Origin of the sequence: Rhizobium tropici CIAT 899 (genome assembly GCF_000330885.1) — a bacterium.
Taxonomy (GTDB): domain Bacteria; phylum Pseudomonadota; class Alphaproteobacteria; order Rhizobiales; family Rhizobiaceae; genus Rhizobium; species Rhizobium tropici.
The window spans coordinates 106,854-125,228 of sequence record NC_020062.1 but is presented as its reverse complement, the minus strand read 5'-3'; the positions used below and the strand labels follow the sequence as shown (position 1 = coordinate 125,228).

Sequence of the window (18,375 nt, the reverse complement as noted above, 5' to 3'; positions counted from 1 at the left end):
TATCCGCCTCGATTTCAAAATTGAAGCGATGCGTGCGATGACTTCAGTCTGCTTGCCAAGAACTCGATACATAACCGGACTTTGGCGGCTGCAAGCCGGCTGTGCGGGAAAACGACGTGGATCGGCGCCGCAGCAAGATGAACCTCGGGGAGGACGATCTCCAGCTTGCCGCTTTCGATGTCGTCACAAACGTCCCAGATCGACTTCAGGACAAGTCCTGATCCCGAAAGCGCCCAGCGGTGCGCAAGCTCGCCGTTGTTAGTCGTGAGCCTCCCCATGACATTTACGCTGCGACCGTCGGCGAAGGTCCAGTTATTGTTCGGCGGTTCGCCAAACGCAATGACCTCATGGCGGATCAGGTCTTCGATCCTTTCGGGCCGTCCGCGGCGATCGAGATAGGCGGGCGCGGCGCAGATGACGCGCCTGTTCGGTGCAATCTGCCTGGCGACCAGACTGGAGTCGGCGAGCGCGCCGAAGCGTATCGCAAGATCGTAGCCGCCTTCGACGATGTTGACGAGGCTGTCGTCCGTGTCGAGATGCACGAGTAGGCCAGGATTCATCTCTTGGAATTGGCTGAGCAATGGCGCAATCCGTCTAATGCCGAATGCGAAGGTCGATGTGACCTTCAGTATACCGGTTGCGGTATCCCTACCGCTCGATGCTTCCGTCTCGGCATCGTCGATCTCCGCCAGGATCTGGACGCAGCGGTCATAGAACCGTGCACCTTCGTTGGTCAGCGCCAGAGAACGCGTCGTCCGATTGATCAACCGGACACCCAGTCGCTCCTCCAGCCTGGATAGTTTGCGGCTGATCACGGTCAGCGAGAAGTTCAGCTCGCGTGCAGCACCTGAAAGACTGCCCGCCTGAACTACCCGCACGAAGACTAGCATGTCGAGAAAGTTGTCGCTCATATTCTTGCTAATATAGCAAGAGACCGTCGACAACAATCTCTGTTATCGCAAGAGCGTTGGAGCGCTAACTTATCAACATCGAAACCGAACGCGGAGTGATGGACATGACATCGTTGAATCAGAAGCGCGTCCTCGTCGTCGGCGGCAGCTCCGGCATCGGACTTGCGGCGGCACAGCTGGCGCATGCCGCAGGGGCCGCGGTCACGATCGCATCGAGATCGGCCGACAAGCTCGGTGAGGCTGCAGCGTCGGTCAACCCTCCGATGGCGACCGCCGTCCTGGACACCGGTGACGGGGACGGGATCGAGAGTTTCTTTGCATCTCACGATGCATGGGACCACATCGTCATCTCCGCCGCCCAGACGCCCAGCGGTCCGGTTCGCAAGCTCTCGATTGACGACGCGAAGAAAGCGATGGAAAGCAAGTTCTGGGGTGCTTACCGGATCGCAAGGGCTGCACGGATATCGGAGCGTGGCACGCTGACCTTTATTTCGGGGTTCCTGAGCGAGCGCCCATCGGCTTCGTCCGTTTTGCAAGGAGCGATCAACGCTGCGTTGGAATCGCTCGCGCGTGGTCTGGCGTTGGAACTGTCTCCCATTCGGGTCAATGCTGTGTCGCCGGGCCTGATCGATACGCCGATCTGGGCAAAGATGGATGAGGCGAACCGCACTGCAATGTTCGAGCGCGTTGCGAGCAGTCTGCCCGCCAAGACGGTCGGTCAGCCTTCCGATATCGCCAACGCCGTTCTCTTTTTAATGACGACGCCGTTTGCCACCGGCTCGACGGTCCGTGTCGATGGTGGCGGCGTGATCGGGTGATACCATGCAGCTCGATCATGTGACGCTGAGGACCGCGGATCTGGAAGCAACACGGCAGTTCCTGCAGGACCTGCTTGGCCTGACCATCGGCTTCAGGCCAAACTTCAGCTTTCCGGGGTACTGGCTTTATTGCGGTGACGAACCGATCGTCCATCTCACTCCCGGCGGCGGGCCGACCATGCGTCGGGATGCTGAGATGATCGACCATGTGGGCTTCCGCCTTGAAGGCTACGACGCCTTCCGCCACAAGCTGGACGAGACAGGAATCCCGTACTCCACCATGGATCTTTCTGAACTCGGGGAACGGCGACTGTTTGTCCGCACCCCGGGCGGCATTCTTCTCGAACTCGTCTTCCGAGGCGACGCCGAAACCAACTGACCAACCAAAACAGGATTGAAGACAATGATCAAGAGCGCTGTGACAGGCCGCCTTGCGGCTGCCGCTATTGCAATTTCCCTGTCAACTCCGGCCTTTGCCGCCGCGCCGCTGAAGATCGACGACATCGTCCATTCAGTGAAGCGATCACATGCCGAGGCTTCGGCGGAGACGGCAGCCCGGCATTTCTACACCTTCTGGAACACGGGAGACGAGGCGGATCTCAAGGCCGCGATCTCGCCCTCCTTCACCGACCACACACTACCGGACGGTCGTCCGCAGGGACCTGATGGTCCCGCCTTCGCGTCGAAGACTTTCCGGGCCGCCGTCCCGGATCTGTCCGTCGAAGTCCGCAAGATGGTATTTTCCGGCGACTACGTCACCGTCCACATGGTCTTCCGTGGTCATTTCACCGGGACGTTTGCCTCGACAAAGGGGGCGGGTGAAACAATCGAGTTCATAGCGACCGATCTTTTGAAAGTAACCAACGGCAAGGTGACCGACAATTGGCACATAGAGGACAATCTGACGCTGCTCAAGCAGATGGGCGTCGTGTCGATGAAGTGACGGTTGACCTGGTGCCTTTGGCGGCGTCAGCCCGAGATGCCACACGGCCTGCCGGGTTCGTGCGCACAGAGCGACCCCGTACAGCTCTCGCCGGATGCCTGCCATGTCCGTCATTCCACGAATGATCGCCACCACGTCGAAGACTAATGTTTCAAGATCGTTCTCTGTCTGGAAGTCAGCTTTCTCAAGACGAAGGTCAGCGCCGGATGGATCACGTCGTCCGCCGCCACATCGCAAGCGCTTAAGCGCGATCAACTAGGTTCAGTCCTCATCGGCAACGGGATACGCGTCGTGATCCCGATCGGAAAACCGTGCCTTTTGTCGGCTGGCAAACGACAAGGAGAAGAGAATGCCTATTGCGATTTACGCCCTCACAATCGGAGCCTTCGGGATTGGCGTCACCGAATTCGTGCTCATGGGCCTTTTGACCCAGGTCGGGACCGCCCTCAACGTATCAATCCCGACAGCCGGACTGCTGATCTCCGGCTATGCGATCGGCGTTGCAGTCGGCGCGCCGCTCCTGACCGTCCTTCTATCCGGCTGGTCCCGCAAGAAGGTGCTTTTGGCACTGATGGTCATCTTCACCATTGGCAACCTCGCCTGTGCGCTCGCGCCGAGCTACTGGTTCCTGCTCGTCGCGCGTGTTGTGACGGCGCTGGCTCACGGCACCTTCTTCGGTGTCGGTTCGGTCGTCGCAACCTCGCTGGTCAACCCGGATCGCAAGGCGTCCGCCATCGCTGTCATGTTCACGGGACTGACCGCGGCGAACATCCTTGGCGTGCCGTTCGGCACCTGGCTGGGCCTTGAACTCGGCTGGCGGGCGACTTTCTGGGCTGTCACCGCAATTGGCATCGCCGCCCTGGCAGTGATCGCCCGTTACGTCCCTTCCGACCACGCCACTGCGGCTGCCAGTGACTGGCGCGCCGACCTCCGGGCCATGATGAACCCCTCGGTCATCATCGGCCTTTTGGTTACAGCACTTGGTTTCGCCGGCCTGTTCACAGTCTTCACCTACATTGCACCGCTGCTGACCGAGGTAACGGGGTTCAGTGAGGGAGCAGTCTCTCCGATCCTGCTGGTTTTCGGGGGCGGACTCGTCCTCGGCAACCTCGCAGGCGGCAAGCTTGCAGACCGCTTCCTGCAGCCGACCGTCATCGGCACCCTGGTCGCCCTGATAGCCGTTCTGATCGTCTTCGGCCTCGTCGTTCACAGCAAGATTCTGACCATCGCGATGGTGGCCCTGCTGGGTGCCGCAGCCTTCTCGACGGTCGCGCCCCTTCAGATGTGGGTCATGCAGAAGGCAAAGGGTGCTGGTGAGAGCCTTGCTTCCAGCCTCAACATCGCAGCCTTCAACGTCGGCAACGCGCTCGGCGCATGGCTTGGCGGAACCATGGTTGCGCACGGTCTCGGCTTCACGAGCCTGCCATTTATCGCCGCCGGAATCCCGGTGATCGCGTTGGTCGTGGTTTTGATCGGCAGGACATTGTCCGGCCCTCAGACTGAAAATGCAGCCTACAAGAACTGAAAGGGATCAACCATGACCGAGAACAACATCAAGACGTTCGTACTGGCTGGCGTTGCTATGAAGCGCCTGCTGTCGGGTGAAGAGACGAACGGCCAGTTCTGCCTCTTTGAAAATCGAAGCGATGGCAACACGAAAACGCCAATCCACGTCCACGCGGACGATGACGAAACCATCTACATGATCGACGGGGCGCTGACCGCGATCATTGATCGAAAGGAGCACACACTGACGGCCGGTGACAGCATCTTCATGGCCCGCGGCATTCCCCACCAGCTCATGAATATGACGGGAAGAATGGCACGGTACATTCTGGTCGGTTCGCCCTCGCTGTTCGATGCCTTTGTCGAAGACGCCGGCTACCAGATACCCACTGATGAAAGTGCTGACCTGCCATCCGAAGCAGACGTTTCCCGTCTCAAGGCTACCGCACCGCAATTCGGCATCACGCTACTTTCCGACTGGCCCGCTAAATCGTAGGATTAATCCAGCTAAATGCCCTAAGAAAGGATTGCTAGATTGGCGCAGCAGTCGCTTGCCCATCGTCGAATGGAAACCGGCGGTGTGTTCGGCAAAATGGTTCTCGGCGACTTTCATGAGCGATACCGGAAATATGGTAATGATGTGAACGGATACGAACTGGCGGCCCTTGCATTGTGAGAGCTATGCGTCTGAAATTCCTCCGTGAGAACATCGGTGTTCAGTTCCACAACGCTTTGACCCGGATTTGCGTTTGAGGTTGATCCACGCAGCGGCTGAGAACCCGTTGGCGGACGTACAATATTGACCCTCCAGACAGGGTCGCGACGAAATGCGAAATTAGGTGAAATCTCTGCGCAAATGACCCGTGCGGTGTCGTGATCTCCGGCTAGTCAACGGTGTGTCCGGCTTAAGAGTAGTCTCCAATTCATCACTCTGTCATGCCTCGACACTAGCGTGCCCTGGGGGCTTATTTCCATCAAGGAGGCGTGGATGTATAGATTTATGGTCAGTCTTTTGCTCGGGACGTCGCTGCCCTGCCTGGCGGCTGCAGCTCCGGCGAACGCCAAGCCCTATGAACATGTGTTGTTGATTTCGGTCGACGGTCTGCACGCAGTGGATTTGGCGAATTACATTGCGGCCCATCCGCAAAGCACGATGGCAGCTCTTCAGAAGACCGGCGTGTTTTACCCGAACGCCGTCACCACCAATCCCTCGGATTCGTTCCCAGGTCTGGTCGCGCAAGTGACCGGTGGCACCCCCGCTGTGACGGGTGTCTATTATGATGATTCCTTCGATCGCAGCTATTTTGCCGCAGACTCGAAATGCCAGGGCAATCCGGGTACCGAGGTCAATTTCGCCGAGACCATAGACGTCGACGATACCCGCCTCGATGGCGGCGGCACACCCGGCAAACCGATGACGCAGATTGATCCGGCCAAGCTGCCACGCACGCTGGCGAACGGCGAATGCAAGCCGGTATTCCCTCACGACTTCGTCCGTGTGAACAACGTGTTCGAGATCGTGCACCAGCATGGCGGCGGTACTGCCTGGAGCGACAAGCATCCTGCCTATGAATGGCTCAATGGGCCATCCGGCAAGGGTGTCGACGATCTGTATGCGCTCGAACAGGATTCGCTCATTCCCGGCAGCAAGGTGAAAACCACCGGCAGCTTCAAGGCTGAGCGGGAATTTGACGAGGCTCATGTGAAAGCCGTGCTCAATGAAATCAAAGGGCTCGACAGCACGGGTGCGAATAAGGAGCCCGTTCCGGCACTGTTTGGCTTGAATCTGCAGGCCGTCAGCGTTGGGCAGAAATTGCCGAAAGCAGGGCCTGGCGATGAGGCCGGTCTGATCGGCGGCTATGCAGATGCCAACGGCACGCCGAACAACGGGCTGGCGCTGCAACTTGATTACGTCGACCACGCCTTGGGCGAGTTGGTCGGCGCCTTGCACGATAATAAGCTCGACGACACCACGCTCGTTGTCATTGCGTCGAAACACGGCCAGTCACCGATCGATCCGTCGAAGTTCCAACCGACCGACGAAGATCCGTACACAAAAATCCCGGGCTATGCCTTCCACATCGCCGACGATGCATCGTTGATCTGGCTGAAGCCGGACGAGCGGGCAAAATCACTGGCCGCCGCAACCGAGTACCTGAAGGATCAGGGCAAGACGCTCGGCATCGGCCAGGTGCTGACCAGCAATCAGGTGGCGTTGGCCTACCAGGACCCGGCCAGCGACACGCGCGCGCCCGATTTCATCGTGACCGTCAATCCCGGCGTGGTCTATACGGGTGGCAAGAAAATCGCTGAACATGGTGGCAGCAATGCCAATGACCGCAACGTGGCGCTGCTTCTGAGCAATCCGTCGATCTCCCCGCGCACGATCACAGCGCTGGTGCAGACGACGCAGGTGGCGCCGACGGTCCTGCAGGCACTTGGTTACGATCCGAAGGAATTGCAGGCGGTTCAGAAAGAGGCGACGCAAGCACTGCCTGGCACGCCTTTCTAACACATGCAGCTGCGCTTCTCCTCCTACATTGAGGGGACAAGACAGATGAGGGCATCGCGACTTGTCCCATGAAACACTGGCGCAAACTTTGCGCCAGTGTTTCTTCATGCCAACTTGACAACACGAGCGGCAAGGGTCGGTTGTTAGCGGAAATCAACGGCCAGCCTGTCCCATAGCCGGTGTTTCCTCCTCAAAGAATTTCAAGAGATCAACTTCGGCGATATGCCGTGCTGGCCTTTGACCGCCGGGAGCTTCCCTGCCGCCTCACCGGATTTCACAGGGCGGGGGATCACGTGGCCTTATCGAGACTATACTGAACCTCTCGCGAGTAAGGTGAAAGCCGCCTCCAGCCCGTTCCGGAAGCGGCCCAAACCAATTAAATTACATGGCCTTCTTGACGAATTCCGTCGTGTAGGTCTTTGACAGATCGATCGCCTTGCCCTGCACGTTCTTGGAGAACTCGGAAAGCACGGCAAGAACGGTTTTCGGGCCGTCTTCCGGCATCACGCCATCGGGCGTGAACATCGCCTTACCGTTTTCAAGCGCCTTCACATAGCCTTCCTTGTCGCCGACATAGAAGTCTTTCGGCATCTTGTCGGCGATCTCGGCGGCCGAATGGGTGTTGATGAAATGCAGCGTCTTGACGAAAGCATTCGCAAGCTTCTGCACCTCGTCCTTGTGATCCTTGACCCACGACTCCTGCATATAAAGTGACGCAGCGGGATAGGTCCCGCCTAGAGCGGCCCTTGTCCCGGCCATCGTGCGCATGTCGATGAGAATCTTGGCTTCGCCGGTCTTCAGGAGACGCGAGACCGTCGGCTCGGTCGTCATGCCGGCCTGAATGGCATCCTGCTGCATGGCGGCGATAAAGGTCTGGCCGGCACCGACCGGAACGGAGGTGAATTCCCCCAGCTTCAGGCCGGCCTTGATGGCCAGATACTGCGTCAGGAAGTTGGTCGAGGAACCAAGGCCGGTGACGCCGAGGTTTTTGCCCTTGAAGTCGGCGGGGGATTTGATTTCCGGATGCTTGGCCGACACCAGCTCGACTTCGCCCGGCGCCTGGCTGAACTGCACGACGGATTCGACAAACTTGCCTTTGCCCTGGAGGTCGATGCAATGATCGTAGAAGCCGACGACGCCTTGGACGGCGCCTGCGAGCATTTCGTTTTCCGCATCAACACCCGCGGGCTCGTTGAGAAGCTCGACGTTCAGACCTTCATCCTTGAAGTAGCCAAGCCCTTCGGCAAGCTTGGCCGGCAGATAGATCTGCTTTTCGTAACCGCCCACCATGATGGAAATCTTGTCAGCTGCCTGTGCCGCCGTTGCCGCAAACCCGGCGGCGGCTACCGCAAGGGAAAAAGCCGCGGAATATCTGAGAATGCTGGATGCACGCATGAAGTCCTCCTCTCCAATTGTGTACCGCGCCGATTGACAACGGCACGGCACGCGCTTCCTCCACGAAGCTAGAGGAGCTTACGCGGCGCAAGCTTTCAGCCAGCTTTCAATTTCCGGTCCCATGCAGCGATATTGCCGCTAATTTCACCAGGGTTGTTGGTGGAACAATATCCTTGAAGTTTGGTGCCAAGGATCTTTGGTCCATGCTGACGATCTCCAGCACGGACGCAGATCCGATTGCACTTCGTCATCGGAATGACCCAATCGCCGCCTGCAGACGCGACGGCTGCCTTGTCGCCCTGCCCCGCAAACTGTCGAATGCGAGATAGATGACGGGTGTGGTGAACAAAGTCAGCGCCTGCGAGACGATCAGGCCGCCGACGATCGCGATGCCTAGAGGGACGCGCAATTCCGATCCAGGTCCGGTTCCCAATGCCAGCGGAACTGCTCCGAACAATGCCGCAAGCGTCGTCATCATGATGGGTCGGAACCGCAGCATGCAGGCCTGTCTTATGGCATCTTGTGGCGCCAGCTTCTGCGTTCGTTCGGCAACAAGCGCAAAGTCGATCATCATGATCGCATTCTTCTTGACGATGCCGATCAACAGAATGATGCCGATCATCCCCATGATGGACAGGTCCAGATTGGCCAGTTTCAGGGCCAGCAGGGCTCCAAGGCCTGCGGACGGCAGCGTGGAGATGATCGTCAGCGGATGCACGGCGCTCTCATAGAGGACGCCCAGCACGATGTAGACCGCTACGATGGCGGCTAGAATGAGCCATGGCTGGCTTCGCAGCGAATCCTGGAATGCCTGCGCCGTCCCTTGGAAAGTGCCGATGACGGTTGCCGGCATGGCGGCTCTCGTCTCCGCCGCCTTGATCGCCGTCACAGCATCGCTGAGGGCGCTGCCCGGTCTCAGGTTGAAAGAGATCGTCGTTGCCGGAAGGGACCCCTGGTGATTTATGGAAACAGGCAGAACGCCTGTCTTCAGCGATCCAAGCATGCTGAGCGGAACAAGCTTGCCGGTGGTGGAAGACTTGACATAGAGGTGCGACAGCGCCTCCGGCGATAGGGCGAACTGCGGCGCAAGCTCCATCACGACGTGGTATTGGCTGACCTGCGTGTACATCGTCGCGATCTGGCGTTGCCCGAAAGCATCGTAAAGCGTTTGATCGATCTGGGAAACGCTGACGCCGAGCCTGGACGCCGTTGAGCGATCTATATCGAGCGTGAGGCTGGTTGCAGCCTGCTGCTTGTCGGAAATCACATCCTGCAGCTCGGGAAGCCCCTTCAAAACCTTGGTCATTTTCGCTGCCCATAGATCGAGCTCCGCCGTATCCGGATCTTGAAGCGTGTATTGGTATTGCGAAGCGGAAGACCGTCCACCGATCTGGACATCCTGACGAACCTGCAGGCCGACCGTCAGTCCCTCCAAGCCCGCCGTCGCCGTTCGCAGACGCGACAGCACTGCAGATGCTGGGCTTCGCGTGCCGATCGGCTTCAGATTGATCTGAAGCTGGCCGACGCTGGCCGATGGACTGGGGTTGATCCAATAGGCGACGTTATCAACGGCGGGGTCGGCCATAACGGTATGCGCGAGTTCCTGCATCTTCGTCGACATATCCGCAAAGGATATGTCGGTTGCAGCCTGCGCCTGCCCTTGAACCCATCCCGTATCCTGTTGCGGAATGAAGCCCTTCTGGATGGAAACGTAAAGCCAGCCCGTCACCGCCATCGTGGCGACAGCGACGACAAGCACTATCATGCGGCTGCGAAGAACGAGATCGAGCGCTCTTCCATATCCCGCCGTGCATTTTTCGAAGAATGCCTCCGACCAGCGGAAGAATGCACCGTGCGATTTGTCGTGATCATGCTTGATCAACCAGGCGCACATCATCGGAGTGACGGTCAGCGAAACAAGCCCAGATATCATGATCGCCACGCTGATCGTCACGGCAAATTCACGGAAAAGGCGACCGACAATCCCGCTCATCAGCAGGATGGGAATGAAAACGGCAACCAGCGAGACAGTCATCGAAACGATGGTAAAGCCCACCTCTCGCGATCCCTCGACAGCGGCGTCGAGAGCGGACTTTCCCTCTTCGACATGTCGCATCACATTTTCGATGACCACGATGGCGTCATCGACCACAAACCCGACGGCGATGGTCAATCCCATGAGCGAGAGATTATCGAGGCTGTAGCCGGCGAGATACATGACGGCAAAAGTACCAATCAAGGACAGCGGAATAGTTGCCGCCGGAATGATCGTCGCCCACAGATTTCGCAGAAAACTGAAGATCACCAGCACGACCAGGCCGATCGTGATGAGGATCGTTACCTTGACGTCATCGACCGAGGACTGGATCATGCCCGACCTGTCCGCGACAACCGACAGCTTGATCCCGGCCGGCAGCCCTGCCTCCATTTGTGGTAGCTTCGCCTTGATGCCCTGAATGGTATCAAGCACGTTTGAACCGGCCATTTTATGGACATCCAGCATCACCGACCGCGTATCCTGCAGCCAGGCCGCCTGGTTGACGTCCTCCGGAGCAGAGACCACCGTTCCGAGATCCTCCGCGCGAATGGGCGAGCCGTTCTTATAGGCAATCACCATCGAACGAAATGCAGGGACGTCCATGATTTGGTCGGTCGCATCGAGAACGACTGTCCGTCCGTTGCCGGCCAGCTGCCCCTTGGGCTGATTGACGGTCTGAAGGCCGACGGCGCTTCGAATATCCTCCATCGTCAATCCCCGCGCCGCAACCTTGTCCGGATCGAGCTGTATGCGGATCGCCGGCCGCTGGGGGCCATGGTAGTCCACAAGGCCCACGCCATTCATCTGCGAAACCTGCTGCGCGATGATATCTTCCGCATAGTGATCGAGCTCGGTCGTGGGAATGCGGTCGGATGTGAGCGCCAGGGTGAGGATCGTCGCTTCCGCCGGATTGCTCTTATGGAAGGTGGGAGCGGCCGGCAGATCCTTGGGCAATTGGCCGCTTGCGGCGCTGATCGCGGCCTGAACGTCCTGCGCGGCGGCATTGATATCCCTGTTGAGATCGAATTGCAGCGCAATCGAGGTTCGCCCGGACGAACTCGTCGACGTCATCTGGGATACACCCGAGATTGTCGAAAGTTGATTTTCCAGCGGTGTCGCAACCGATGTCGCCATTGTCTCGGCACTCGCGCCGGGAAGAGAACTTGAGATCTGGATGGTCGGAAAATCGACCTGAGGCAGCGACGCTATGGGTAACAAGCCGTAGGCGATGGAGCCGACGATCAGAAGTCCGGCAGCCAGGAGGCAGGTTCCGACCCTGCGCTGGATGAAGATTTGTGAAAGGTTCATTGGACCGCCCCCTCGCCGGCAGCGGCCAGCTTCTTACCGTCAGGACCTTGCGTGGAGACGACGGTTCCATCGGCAAGCCGGGACTGGCCTGAGGTGACAACGGTCTCGCCACTGGAGATGCCTTGTGTGACCGCGGTGAGGCCCGAGTAAGCAATGCCGGTGGTCACTGAGGCGGCGGAAACCTTGTTGCCCGGCTTTACGACGAAGACGTACGGACCTGTCTGCCCGTTCTGTATCGCCGAGGATGGCACGACCGTCGAATTCGGATCGGTGCGCAGGGTTATGTTTGCCGTCACCAGCTCTCCGGGCCAAAGCGACAGGTCATCGTTTGCAAACACGGCCTTCAATTTCACCATGCCGGTCGATGAATCCACTTGGCTGTCTATCGCATTTAGTTTTCCGTCGGCCAGATGCTTGGCGCCGTCGCGGCTATATGCCGAGACGGTCAGCTGTCCCTTTGCCTGTCCCGCAACCAGATCGGGAAGATCATCCTGCGTCAGCGTGAATTCGACGGAGATGGGGCGCATCTGCGTGACGGTCACTACGCCCGTCGCATCGGTTGTACGCAGGATGCCTCCTTCCTGCTGCTGGCGCAGACCTACCCTGCCAGCGATCGGTGCCGTGATGGTTGCGAACTCCAGATTGAGTTTCGCGGTATCGAGCGCTGCCTTTCCCGATGCGGCCGTGGCATCCATGACCTTGACTTGCGCGGCCGCCGTCTGGGCAGCCTGGGTCGTGCCGCTGCCCGTGGTCGTTAGCTTTTGTGCCCGAGCCTCGTCGATCTTGGCCTGATCGAGCTGGGCCAGCTCCTTGTCGTAGTCCGCCTGTGCCTGTGCCACGGCTGCCGCGTAGGGGCGAGGATCGATTGTCGCAAGGACATCTCCAGCCTTGACGTCCTGTCCCTCAGCGAAGGCGATATGCTGGAGCTGGCCGTCGACGCGAACCTTCACATCCACGGCGGTCAACGGGGAAACCACACCGAGACCACTGCGCACGACGGGTAGATTTTTTATTGCAGCCGTTGCGGTCTGCACCGGGATCGGCGCGCGTTCGGATGTCGATGCTTTGGCTTTGCTCAAACCGGCCCCCGGCCAATAGACGAGATACCCGGCTACTGCTCCGGCTACCGCCAAAGCGCCTATCCCCAGAAGATAAAATGACCTGGCTGAACTGTTTGACCCTGCACGGGAACGATCCACCGCAAAACTCCATGAGCGTTTAAAATTGCGCACGGACAAGGGACATCCGCCACGCGATGCTTGCAAATGTGGCGGATCGCAAATGGCTGGGAATTCGCGCCAGGATGAAAAATTTTTTATGTTTCGCCGAAGCCGCGGATTATGGCTTGATGAGATACCCGGCGCCTGGAACTGTGATTATCATGCTTGTCGTTGCGCCCATGTCGATCTTCTTGCGTAAACGATGGACATGCATGTCGACGATGTTGCCACGGGGATCGAAGTCATAGTCCCACGCTGCCTCAAGCAGCATCGCACGGGTTACGACGGAACCTGCGTTGCGCATAAGAGCCTGCAGAAGGAGGAATTCCCTGAACTGCAGATCAATGATGCGTTCCTTCCTACGCGCAATTCGCCGCCGAAGATCGAGAGACAAATCGCCGACGACCAGCGTGTTCTCGTAGCCCTCCGTTACGAAGTGCTTCGTAATGGCCTCGATGCGGGCAAGGAGTTCGGAGAAGAAGAAGGGCTTGGCGAGGTAGTCGTCGCAGCCGGCACGCAATCCCTCCACACGATCCATTGAGCTCGCCAGCGCGCTCACCATGATCACCGGCACATTGACCTTCATCTCGCGAAGGCGTCTGACGAGCTCGATGCCGTCAAGCTTGGGCAGAAGTCGGTCCACCACCAGCCCGTCGTAAATCAGCTCCATTGCAAGTACGAGGCCGAGTTCGCCATCGCCTGCGACATCAACGATATGCCCGGATTCGGAAAGGCCTCGCTTCAGATAGGCCGCACTTCGGTCATCATCTTCAACTACCAGCAGGCGCATTCAATCCTCGTTGAAGACAGCACGTCGTTCCAAGCGCTCGCGAAGATGAAATTGATTTCATGTTCAGGCGAACGAATATTCAACATTGATTATCTAGATATTGCGCGGAAACTAGTCAGCATTCTTGGAGGAAATGTGTCGAAGATACTCGTGGTCGAGGACGACCTGGGGACAGCGTCGGAAATCGAGGCGGCACTTGTGGACCACGGCTGCACCGTTACACAGTCGGCCGATGGTCGCGATGGGCTGGTCAAGGCGATTTCCGGCACATTTGACGCCATCGTGCTCGATCGCATGCTGCCCGGCACCCTTGATGGGCTCGCAATGCTCTCTGCCTTGCGGGCAGCTTCGGTACAAACCCCGGTCCTGATTTTGAGCGCGCTTTCAGCGGTTGACGAACGGGTACGCGGTCTCAAGGCTGGAGGCGACGACTATCTGACGAAGCCATTTGAAGCGCTCGAGCTGACGGCGCGGCTGGATGTCCTCATGCGCCGGCGAACCAACACGGCTCAGGAGACGGTTCTCAAAGTCGGCGATCTTGAAATCAATCTCCTGACGCATACCGCCAGCCGGGCGGGTACCGCAATCGATCTTCTACCACGGGAATATCAGTTGCTTGAATATCTCGCCCGGCACTCAGGTCAGATCGTTACTCGCACGATGATGTTCGAAGAAGTCTGGCACTACCGCTACGGCGAGGCGACGAATGTCATCGACGTGCATATCAGCAAGCTTCGTAAGAAGCTGGATCTGCCTGGGCTTGCGCCCCTGATCCGAACGCTTCGTGGCTCAGGTTATGTTCTCGATGCGACTGATTGAACTTTTCAGGACGAGCGGCTTCCGATTGGCGGTTGCCTTCCTGCTTGTGTTCGGCGCGGCGGCAAGTGCGCTGTTTCTGTTCGTCGATTGGCAGATGCAGAGCTTTCTCGACCAGAGAAGCGATGAATGGCTTACGCGCGAAATGCAGTCGCTTCAAAGCCTACCCGCCAACGAGATCGTTTCACGCCTATCCGCCCGAAGCCGGGATTTGACGACCACCGAACGGCCCTTTTCGCTCTTCGACCAAAGCGGCAAGCTTGTTGCAGGAGTCCCCCTGGCCTTTCCAGAACGACCTATTTTTGACACTCCCTTCGATTTCGCCGACCGCAGCGCCGCAAAGAAAGATCATTACAGAGGATTGCTGCATCGCCGTGCAGACGGCAGCTCCATTCTCATCGCGCAAAGTCTCCATGAGCAGCGCGAATTTCGCGAACGCCTCGAAAATGCGACGCTGTTCGCATCGATCACAACCGCGATACTGGGACTTGCAGGCGCAATTGCTGTTGGCTTCGGCGCGGTTCGTCGGCTGGACGCCATGTCCGATGCGGCCGCGCAAATCATGAAGGGAGACCTCAAACAGCGACTGCCGACAGGCCGCGCCGGCGGCGACATCGATCGCCTCGCCGAAGTGGTCAATGAAATGCTCGACGAAATCGAGCGCCTGATGCAAGAAGTCAAGGGCGTTTGCGACAATATCGCCCACGATATGCGCACCCCGCTCACCCGCCTACTGGGCAGTCTCGAGCGTGCACGTCGGCGCGCGACCAATATCGATGAATATCACGGCTATATCGATGAAGCGCTCGACGAAATACGTGGCATCCACAAGACGTTTGGTGCGCTTTTGCGAATTTCGGAGGTAGAAGACGGGCTGAGGCGGTCTGGCTTCATAGACATCGATCTGAAAGCAGTTGCACGCGATGCGGTTGATTTCTTCGAGCCTGCCGCCGATGAAGCCGGTATCATTCTTTCGTACCAATCGAGCACCGACGAGCCAGCCATCATTTCTGGTGATCCCAACCTCATTTTCGAAGCGATAGCCAACTTGATCGACAACGCAATCAAGTTCACGCCAAAGGGCGGACTAGCGCTCGTTGAGGTCGAAGGCGATGGCCACGTTGTGTCGGTCACTGTGGAGGACACTGGCATGGGAATCCGCTCAGAGGATGCCGACGCCGTGCTCCGCCGTTTCTATAGAGCCGAGAAGAGCCGGCATACTCCCGGCAATGGTCTGGGCCTCAGTCTCGTCTCGGCAATTGCAAGACTGCATGGCATGCATATTGAAATCACCTCACCAAAGATCGGTACGCGCATTCGCCTTGTAACGGCTCCGGCAACGTCGGCCGCGGGACAACGTGCCAGGAAATCATATTCACGTAGAATGTGAGGCATCCCGCCTGAAGGAAAAGGCCGGCATTGTTCTCGCGCTGGCCACTCAGCATTCCGGGGATCTGTTCGTCCGCAAACCGCGCACGCTTCATTTCGTCCATCTCCAGTTACGCTTTTGCGATTTGCCGCTCAGCGTGCATTCGGCTTTCGACGATTTTTCTGACCGAGTAGAGCAAGGCTGCGCCCCGCTTGTGCGAACGTCGCCGGTGGGCGTAGCCTGAGGAAACACAGCCGGGACGTTCGCATGAGCGCGCGGGCGATTTCCAGCCCAGCACGGAAGGGCAAGACGCTCGCATAGCGCCATCGCGACAGATGAAAGCTTCCGCGATTGCCCTGTATCTGCGATGGCACTTCGAGATCCTGAGTGATGGGTAGCGGGTACACGAAAGCGGATTTCAGTCCGGCTAGGAATTCCAGATCGAATGCAAGGTCGAAGGGAAGCCGCATCGGCAGCAATGCGTTGAGAAACCATCGCGCCGCTGCACGGTTGATCAGATATGCGCCCGAGCCCTTTTCTCTGGTGAGAGCGATTGCAAGGCAGCGGTGGCCATCCAGGGCACGGAAAGCGTATTTCCTGCCGCTGCTGACCGTCGACAGGCGCAGAATGTCCCAATCGCTTTCCGCCTGGATCGCACCTTCCAGAAAATTGATGAGATCGAAGGGAAGCTTGAGGTCGTCTTCCAATATGAGGGCGAAGGCATTTGCCGTTTCGAGGAATCGGCGGGCGCATTCGATGTGGCTGAGATAGCAGCCGATCTCTGCGGGGTTGGGTTTCCGGCCGTGGAGAACGCGGTATCCAATCTCGTCGAACTCTCTGATGGGTAAAACGATCGCCCGCCCCTCGACCGCCGCCACTCGCTCGAACGGGATACCAAGGCGATCAAGCATCTCCCGCATGTGCGACATGCGGTCGACGGCGCGATCGAGGTTGATGAGGAAGACTTTCAGGGATAGGCGCGCAAGGTCTGTCTCGGGCATTGTCTTGGCTCTACTGGATTTTTCCATGATTGCGGCAAGCGAGAGCGGTTCCGGAAGCCTCCGCCGGAACAGCACCTCCGATGGTGATTTATCGAGGCAGCGGCGACGAAGTTTCCCATTCTTGAGATACTGCCCGATTGCCTTTTACGGCATGGAGTGAATTTGCGACTGGTCGAACGCATGAAACGTGCCTGCCCTGCCAAGCGGCTTTAGCGCTCTTCTCGGGCAACCGTGAGCCTCTCGCGCTGGCCGGGCTTTCCCAATTTTCCATCCTCGTTGATCTCAGCCAGTTCTTCGCCTTCGCCCCGCACGCTCATGAAGGCGACGATCGTCACGATCGCAGCAAGGAAAATTGCGCTTGTCACGATAGTGCCCAGGCCCAGGCCACCATATTGCGCTGGCTGAGACATCAGGTCGCCGAACGAGGCACCAAGGGGTCTGGTCAAAATATAGACCAGCCAGAAGCCAAGGATCGGATCGAGACCGAGGAAGAAGTAGCCGATTGCGAGCGAGGCGATGATCATCCCAAACAAGATGCCGGTAGCCAGGTATCCGAGCGCGAATTTCTCCGCCACCAGATCGCCCGCCGCCGTGCCGAGCGCGAAGGTGAACAGGATAGCAAGCCAATAAAAGGCCTCACGCCGCCCGGTAAATATCGAGTGAATCGAAAGCGTCCGCTCTGTTTGAAACCACAGCAAGAACGTAAGCGCGAGGGCGACCGAGAACGCTATCGTCGTAGCCAGCAGGGGCACATGGAAATTGTCGACTAGGTTGTCGGTGATCAACGTGCCAACGATGCTGATCAGCACCACGGAAAGCCAGTAGGCGGCGGGAACATATTTCTTCTGCGCAAACTGCCATACCAACGCGACGGCCAGAATAGCGGACATAACCAGCGATGTCGCCGTGAGCCCTAGACCCATTTGCACGTTGAGATAGTCGGCCGCCGTTTCACCCATCGTAACGGCCATCAGCTTAATAAGCCAGAAATCGGCCGTGACGCGGGGAACACGATTATAAACGACAGCTTTGGCAATCGGTGCAGACATCACGAGTCTCCTTGAACGAGCTTTGAACGTCTCGCGGGGCAATTCTGACATGAGGTAACGCGATCCGACGCTGCCTATCGAGCAGGCTGGGCCGGATTGTTGAGAACCGCGATGAGAGCGGCGAGCGTTTTGTTGACTCTGTCAACAGACGGAGAGGATTGACGCAAAGCTTTCAGCGCCGCGTCGGAAGCGGTGTCAATGTTGTTCCAGTCGTTCGGGTTCAGCGGACGGATCGCAGTCTCCGCCTGGTCCCAGGCCGTCTCATAGTCGGTGATGCGCTTTGCGGCGGCCGACAGATCGCCCTTCGAAGCGAGGGTCTGGACGTCAGCTATGATGGCCTTGAACGATGATAGATCGCCTAGATCCGCCGCGTTGGCGGGCGCATTATTGGCGTAGAGCTCAAAACCGGTGAAAGCCGCTACTGGAACGGCGATGAGCGCGATGACAAGAAAGATCTGTCTCATCAGTGGATTTCCCCGAATTTAGTAGTGCAAGGAAGGCGTTACTTCATGTCGCCCCGCGCCGGTTGAATGGCGCGACTGCGGTGGCAGCGCGATATGTTCGCTCTTTTGCCGGCGGCGTTCGGCTGGCCCGCTTTGACTACGCGGGTTTAATTAGCTGAGAATTAGAGCGGACGCTGACGTAGCACTCGATAGTAATCAACCGTATGCGGCGGCCGGTGGCATTACCGGCCGCCGC

The 18,375-nt window shown here is 58.3% G+C and carries 17 protein-coding genes; 9 read left to right on the top strand and 8 right to left on the bottom strand.

The features are described from left to right. Positions 1-14: 14 nt before the first annotated feature. Positions 15-911 carry a LysR family transcriptional regulator gene (locus RTCIAT899_RS22760; protein ID WP_015342150.1) on the bottom strand — a complete coding sequence of 299 codons (897 nt, stop codon included), beginning with the start codon at positions 909-911 and terminating at the stop codon, positions 15-17. 104 nt (positions 912-1,015) lie between these two features. Between RTCIAT899_RS22760 and RTCIAT899_RS22755 the strand changes: the two genes are divergently transcribed. The 7 genes from RTCIAT899_RS22755 (at position 1,016) to RTCIAT899_RS22730 (ending at position 6,690) form a co-directional block, all read left to right on the top strand. Next, a complete protein-coding gene (locus RTCIAT899_RS22755) occupies positions 1,016-1,729 on the top strand; it encodes an SDR family oxidoreductase (protein WP_015342149.1) in 714 nt (237 codons plus the stop codon). 4 nt (positions 1,730-1,733) lie between these two features. Next, entirely contained in the window at positions 1,734-2,108 is a 375-nt protein-coding gene (locus RTCIAT899_RS22750; RefSeq protein WP_015342148.1) for a VOC family protein, read from the top strand. A gap of 24 nt (positions 2,109-2,132) precedes the next feature. Then, on the top strand, positions 2,133-2,672 hold the full coding sequence (locus RTCIAT899_RS22745) for an ester cyclase (protein ID WP_015342147.1): 540 nt from the start codon (positions 2,133-2,135) through the stop codon (positions 2,670-2,672). Between the two features lie 349 nt (positions 2,673-3,021). Then, positions 3,022-4,197, top strand: coding sequence for an MFS transporter (locus RTCIAT899_RS22740; RefSeq protein ID WP_015342146.1), 1,176 nt, complete (start codon positions 3,022-3,024; stop codon positions 4,195-4,197). A gap of 12 nt (positions 4,198-4,209) precedes the next feature. Then, on the top strand, positions 4,210-4,674 hold the full coding sequence (locus tag RTCIAT899_RS22735) for a cupin domain-containing protein (RefSeq protein WP_015342145.1): 465 nt from the start codon (positions 4,210-4,212) through the stop codon (positions 4,672-4,674). A 39-nt stretch (positions 4,675-4,713) separates the two neighbouring features. After that, positions 4,714-4,854 (top strand): hypothetical protein, encoded by a 141-nt coding sequence (locus RTCIAT899_RS33560; RefSeq protein WP_154660807.1) that lies wholly within the window; start codon positions 4,714-4,716, stop codon positions 4,852-4,854. 312 nt (positions 4,855-5,166) lie between these two features. Then, positions 5,167-6,690 (top strand): alkaline phosphatase family protein, encoded by a 1,524-nt coding sequence (locus tag RTCIAT899_RS22730; RefSeq protein WP_041678104.1) that lies wholly within the window; start codon positions 5,167-5,169, stop codon positions 6,688-6,690. A 381-nt stretch (positions 6,691-7,071) separates the two neighbouring features. On the opposite strand, the gene RTCIAT899_RS22725 is transcribed toward RTCIAT899_RS22730, so the two are convergent. The 4 genes from RTCIAT899_RS22725 to RTCIAT899_RS22710 all read right to left on the bottom strand — a co-directional run bounded on the left by RTCIAT899_RS22725 (position 7,072) and on the right by RTCIAT899_RS22710 (position 13,441). Next, positions 7,072-8,085: an ABC transporter substrate-binding protein gene (locus RTCIAT899_RS22725; protein ID WP_015342143.1), complete on the bottom strand. Its 1,014-nt coding sequence runs from the start codon at positions 8,083-8,085 to the stop codon at positions 7,072-7,074. Positions 8,086-8,332: 247 nt separating this feature from the next. Then, on the bottom strand, positions 8,333-11,431 hold the full coding sequence (locus RTCIAT899_RS22720; RefSeq protein ID WP_015342142.1) for an efflux RND transporter permease subunit: 3,099 nt from the start codon (positions 11,429-11,431) through the stop codon (positions 8,333-8,335). Next, entirely contained in the window at positions 11,428-12,510 is a 1,083-nt protein-coding gene (locus RTCIAT899_RS22715) for an efflux RND transporter periplasmic adaptor subunit (protein ID WP_244441533.1), read from the bottom strand. Before RTCIAT899_RS22715 ends, RTCIAT899_RS22720 begins: the two co-directional genes overlap by 4 nt. 259 nt (positions 12,511-12,769) lie before the next feature. Next, entirely contained in the window at positions 12,770-13,441 is a 672-nt protein-coding gene (locus RTCIAT899_RS22710; RefSeq protein WP_015342140.1) for a response regulator transcription factor, read from the bottom strand. A gap of 135 nt (positions 13,442-13,576) precedes the next feature. Here RTCIAT899_RS22710 and RTCIAT899_RS22705 point away from each other — a divergent pair, with 135 nt between their 5' ends. Beyond that, entirely contained in the window at positions 13,577-14,260 is a 684-nt protein-coding gene (locus RTCIAT899_RS22705) for a response regulator transcription factor (protein WP_015341877.1), read from the top strand. A 25-nt stretch (positions 14,261-14,285) separates the two neighbouring features. Next, positions 14,286-15,647 (top strand): sensor histidine kinase, encoded by a 1,362-nt coding sequence (locus tag RTCIAT899_RS22700; RefSeq protein WP_244441532.1) that lies wholly within the window; start codon positions 14,286-14,288, stop codon positions 15,645-15,647. A 131-nt stretch (positions 15,648-15,778) separates the two neighbouring features. On the opposite strand, the gene RTCIAT899_RS22695 is transcribed toward RTCIAT899_RS22700, so the two are convergent. The 3 genes from RTCIAT899_RS22695 to RTCIAT899_RS22685 all read right to left on the bottom strand — a co-directional run bounded on the left by RTCIAT899_RS22695 (position 15,779) and on the right by RTCIAT899_RS22685 (position 18,140). Then, positions 15,779-16,654 carry a glycosyltransferase family 25 protein gene (locus tag RTCIAT899_RS22695; protein ID WP_051043378.1) on the bottom strand — a complete coding sequence of 292 codons (876 nt, stop codon included), beginning with the start codon at positions 16,652-16,654 and terminating at the stop codon, positions 15,779-15,781. A gap of 182 nt (positions 16,655-16,836) precedes the next feature. Next, the gene (locus tag RTCIAT899_RS22690) at positions 16,837-17,676 is read right to left on the bottom strand and encodes a COG4705 family protein (RefSeq protein ID WP_041678103.1); all 840 of its coding nucleotides are present in this window, start codon (positions 17,674-17,676) and stop codon (positions 16,837-16,839) included. A 74-nt stretch (positions 17,677-17,750) separates the two neighbouring features. Beyond that, complete coding sequence (locus tag RTCIAT899_RS22685) at positions 17,751-18,140, bottom strand: hypothetical protein (RefSeq protein ID WP_015342135.1); 390 nt, start codon at positions 18,138-18,140, stop codon at positions 17,751-17,753. Between the last annotated feature and the right edge of the window lie 235 nt (positions 18,141-18,375).

Excerpts from the sequence above, each read along its gene's own strand:
- RTCIAT899_RS22760 (WP_015342150.1), bottom strand. The coding sequence starts at position 911 with ATGAGCGACAACTTTCTCGACATGCTAGTCTTCGTGCGGGTAGTTCAG.
- RTCIAT899_RS22755 (WP_015342149.1), top strand. The coding sequence starts at position 1,016 with ATGACATCGTTGAATCAGAAGCGCGTCCTCGTCGTCGGCGGCAGCTCC.
- RTCIAT899_RS22750 (WP_015342148.1), top strand. The coding sequence starts at position 1,734 with ATGCAGCTCGATCATGTGACGCTGAGGACCGCGGATCTGGAAGCAACA.
- RTCIAT899_RS22745 (WP_015342147.1), top strand. The coding sequence starts at position 2,133 with ATGATCAAGAGCGCTGTGACAGGCCGCCTTGCGGCTGCCGCTATTGCA.
- RTCIAT899_RS22740 (WP_015342146.1), top strand. The coding sequence starts at position 3,022 with ATGCCTATTGCGATTTACGCCCTCACAATCGGAGCCTTCGGGATTGGC.
- RTCIAT899_RS22735 (WP_015342145.1), top strand. The coding sequence starts at position 4,210 with ATGACCGAGAACAACATCAAGACGTTCGTACTGGCTGGCGTTGCTATG.
- RTCIAT899_RS22730 (WP_041678104.1), top strand. The coding sequence starts at position 5,167 with ATGTATAGATTTATGGTCAGTCTTTTGCTCGGGACGTCGCTGCCCTGC.
- RTCIAT899_RS22725 (WP_015342143.1), bottom strand. The coding sequence starts at position 8,085 with ATGCGTGCATCCAGCATTCTCAGATATTCCGCGGCTTTTTCCCTTGCG.
- RTCIAT899_RS22720 (WP_015342142.1), bottom strand. The coding sequence starts at position 11,431 with ATGAACCTTTCACAAATCTTCATCCAGCGCAGGGTCGGAACCTGCCTC.
- RTCIAT899_RS22710 (WP_015342140.1), bottom strand. The coding sequence starts at position 13,441 with ATGCGCCTGCTGGTAGTTGAAGATGATGACCGAAGTGCGGCCTATCTG.
- RTCIAT899_RS22695 (WP_051043378.1), bottom strand. The coding sequence starts at position 16,654 with ATGGAAAAATCCAGTAGAGCCAAGACAATGCCCGAGACAGACCTTGCG.
- RTCIAT899_RS22690 (WP_041678103.1), bottom strand. The coding sequence starts at position 17,676 with ATGTCTGCACCGATTGCCAAAGCTGTCGTTTATAATCGTGTTCCCCGC.
- RTCIAT899_RS22685 (WP_015342135.1), bottom strand. The coding sequence starts at position 18,140 with ATGAGACAGATCTTTCTTGTCATCGCGCTCATCGCCGTTCCAGTAGCG.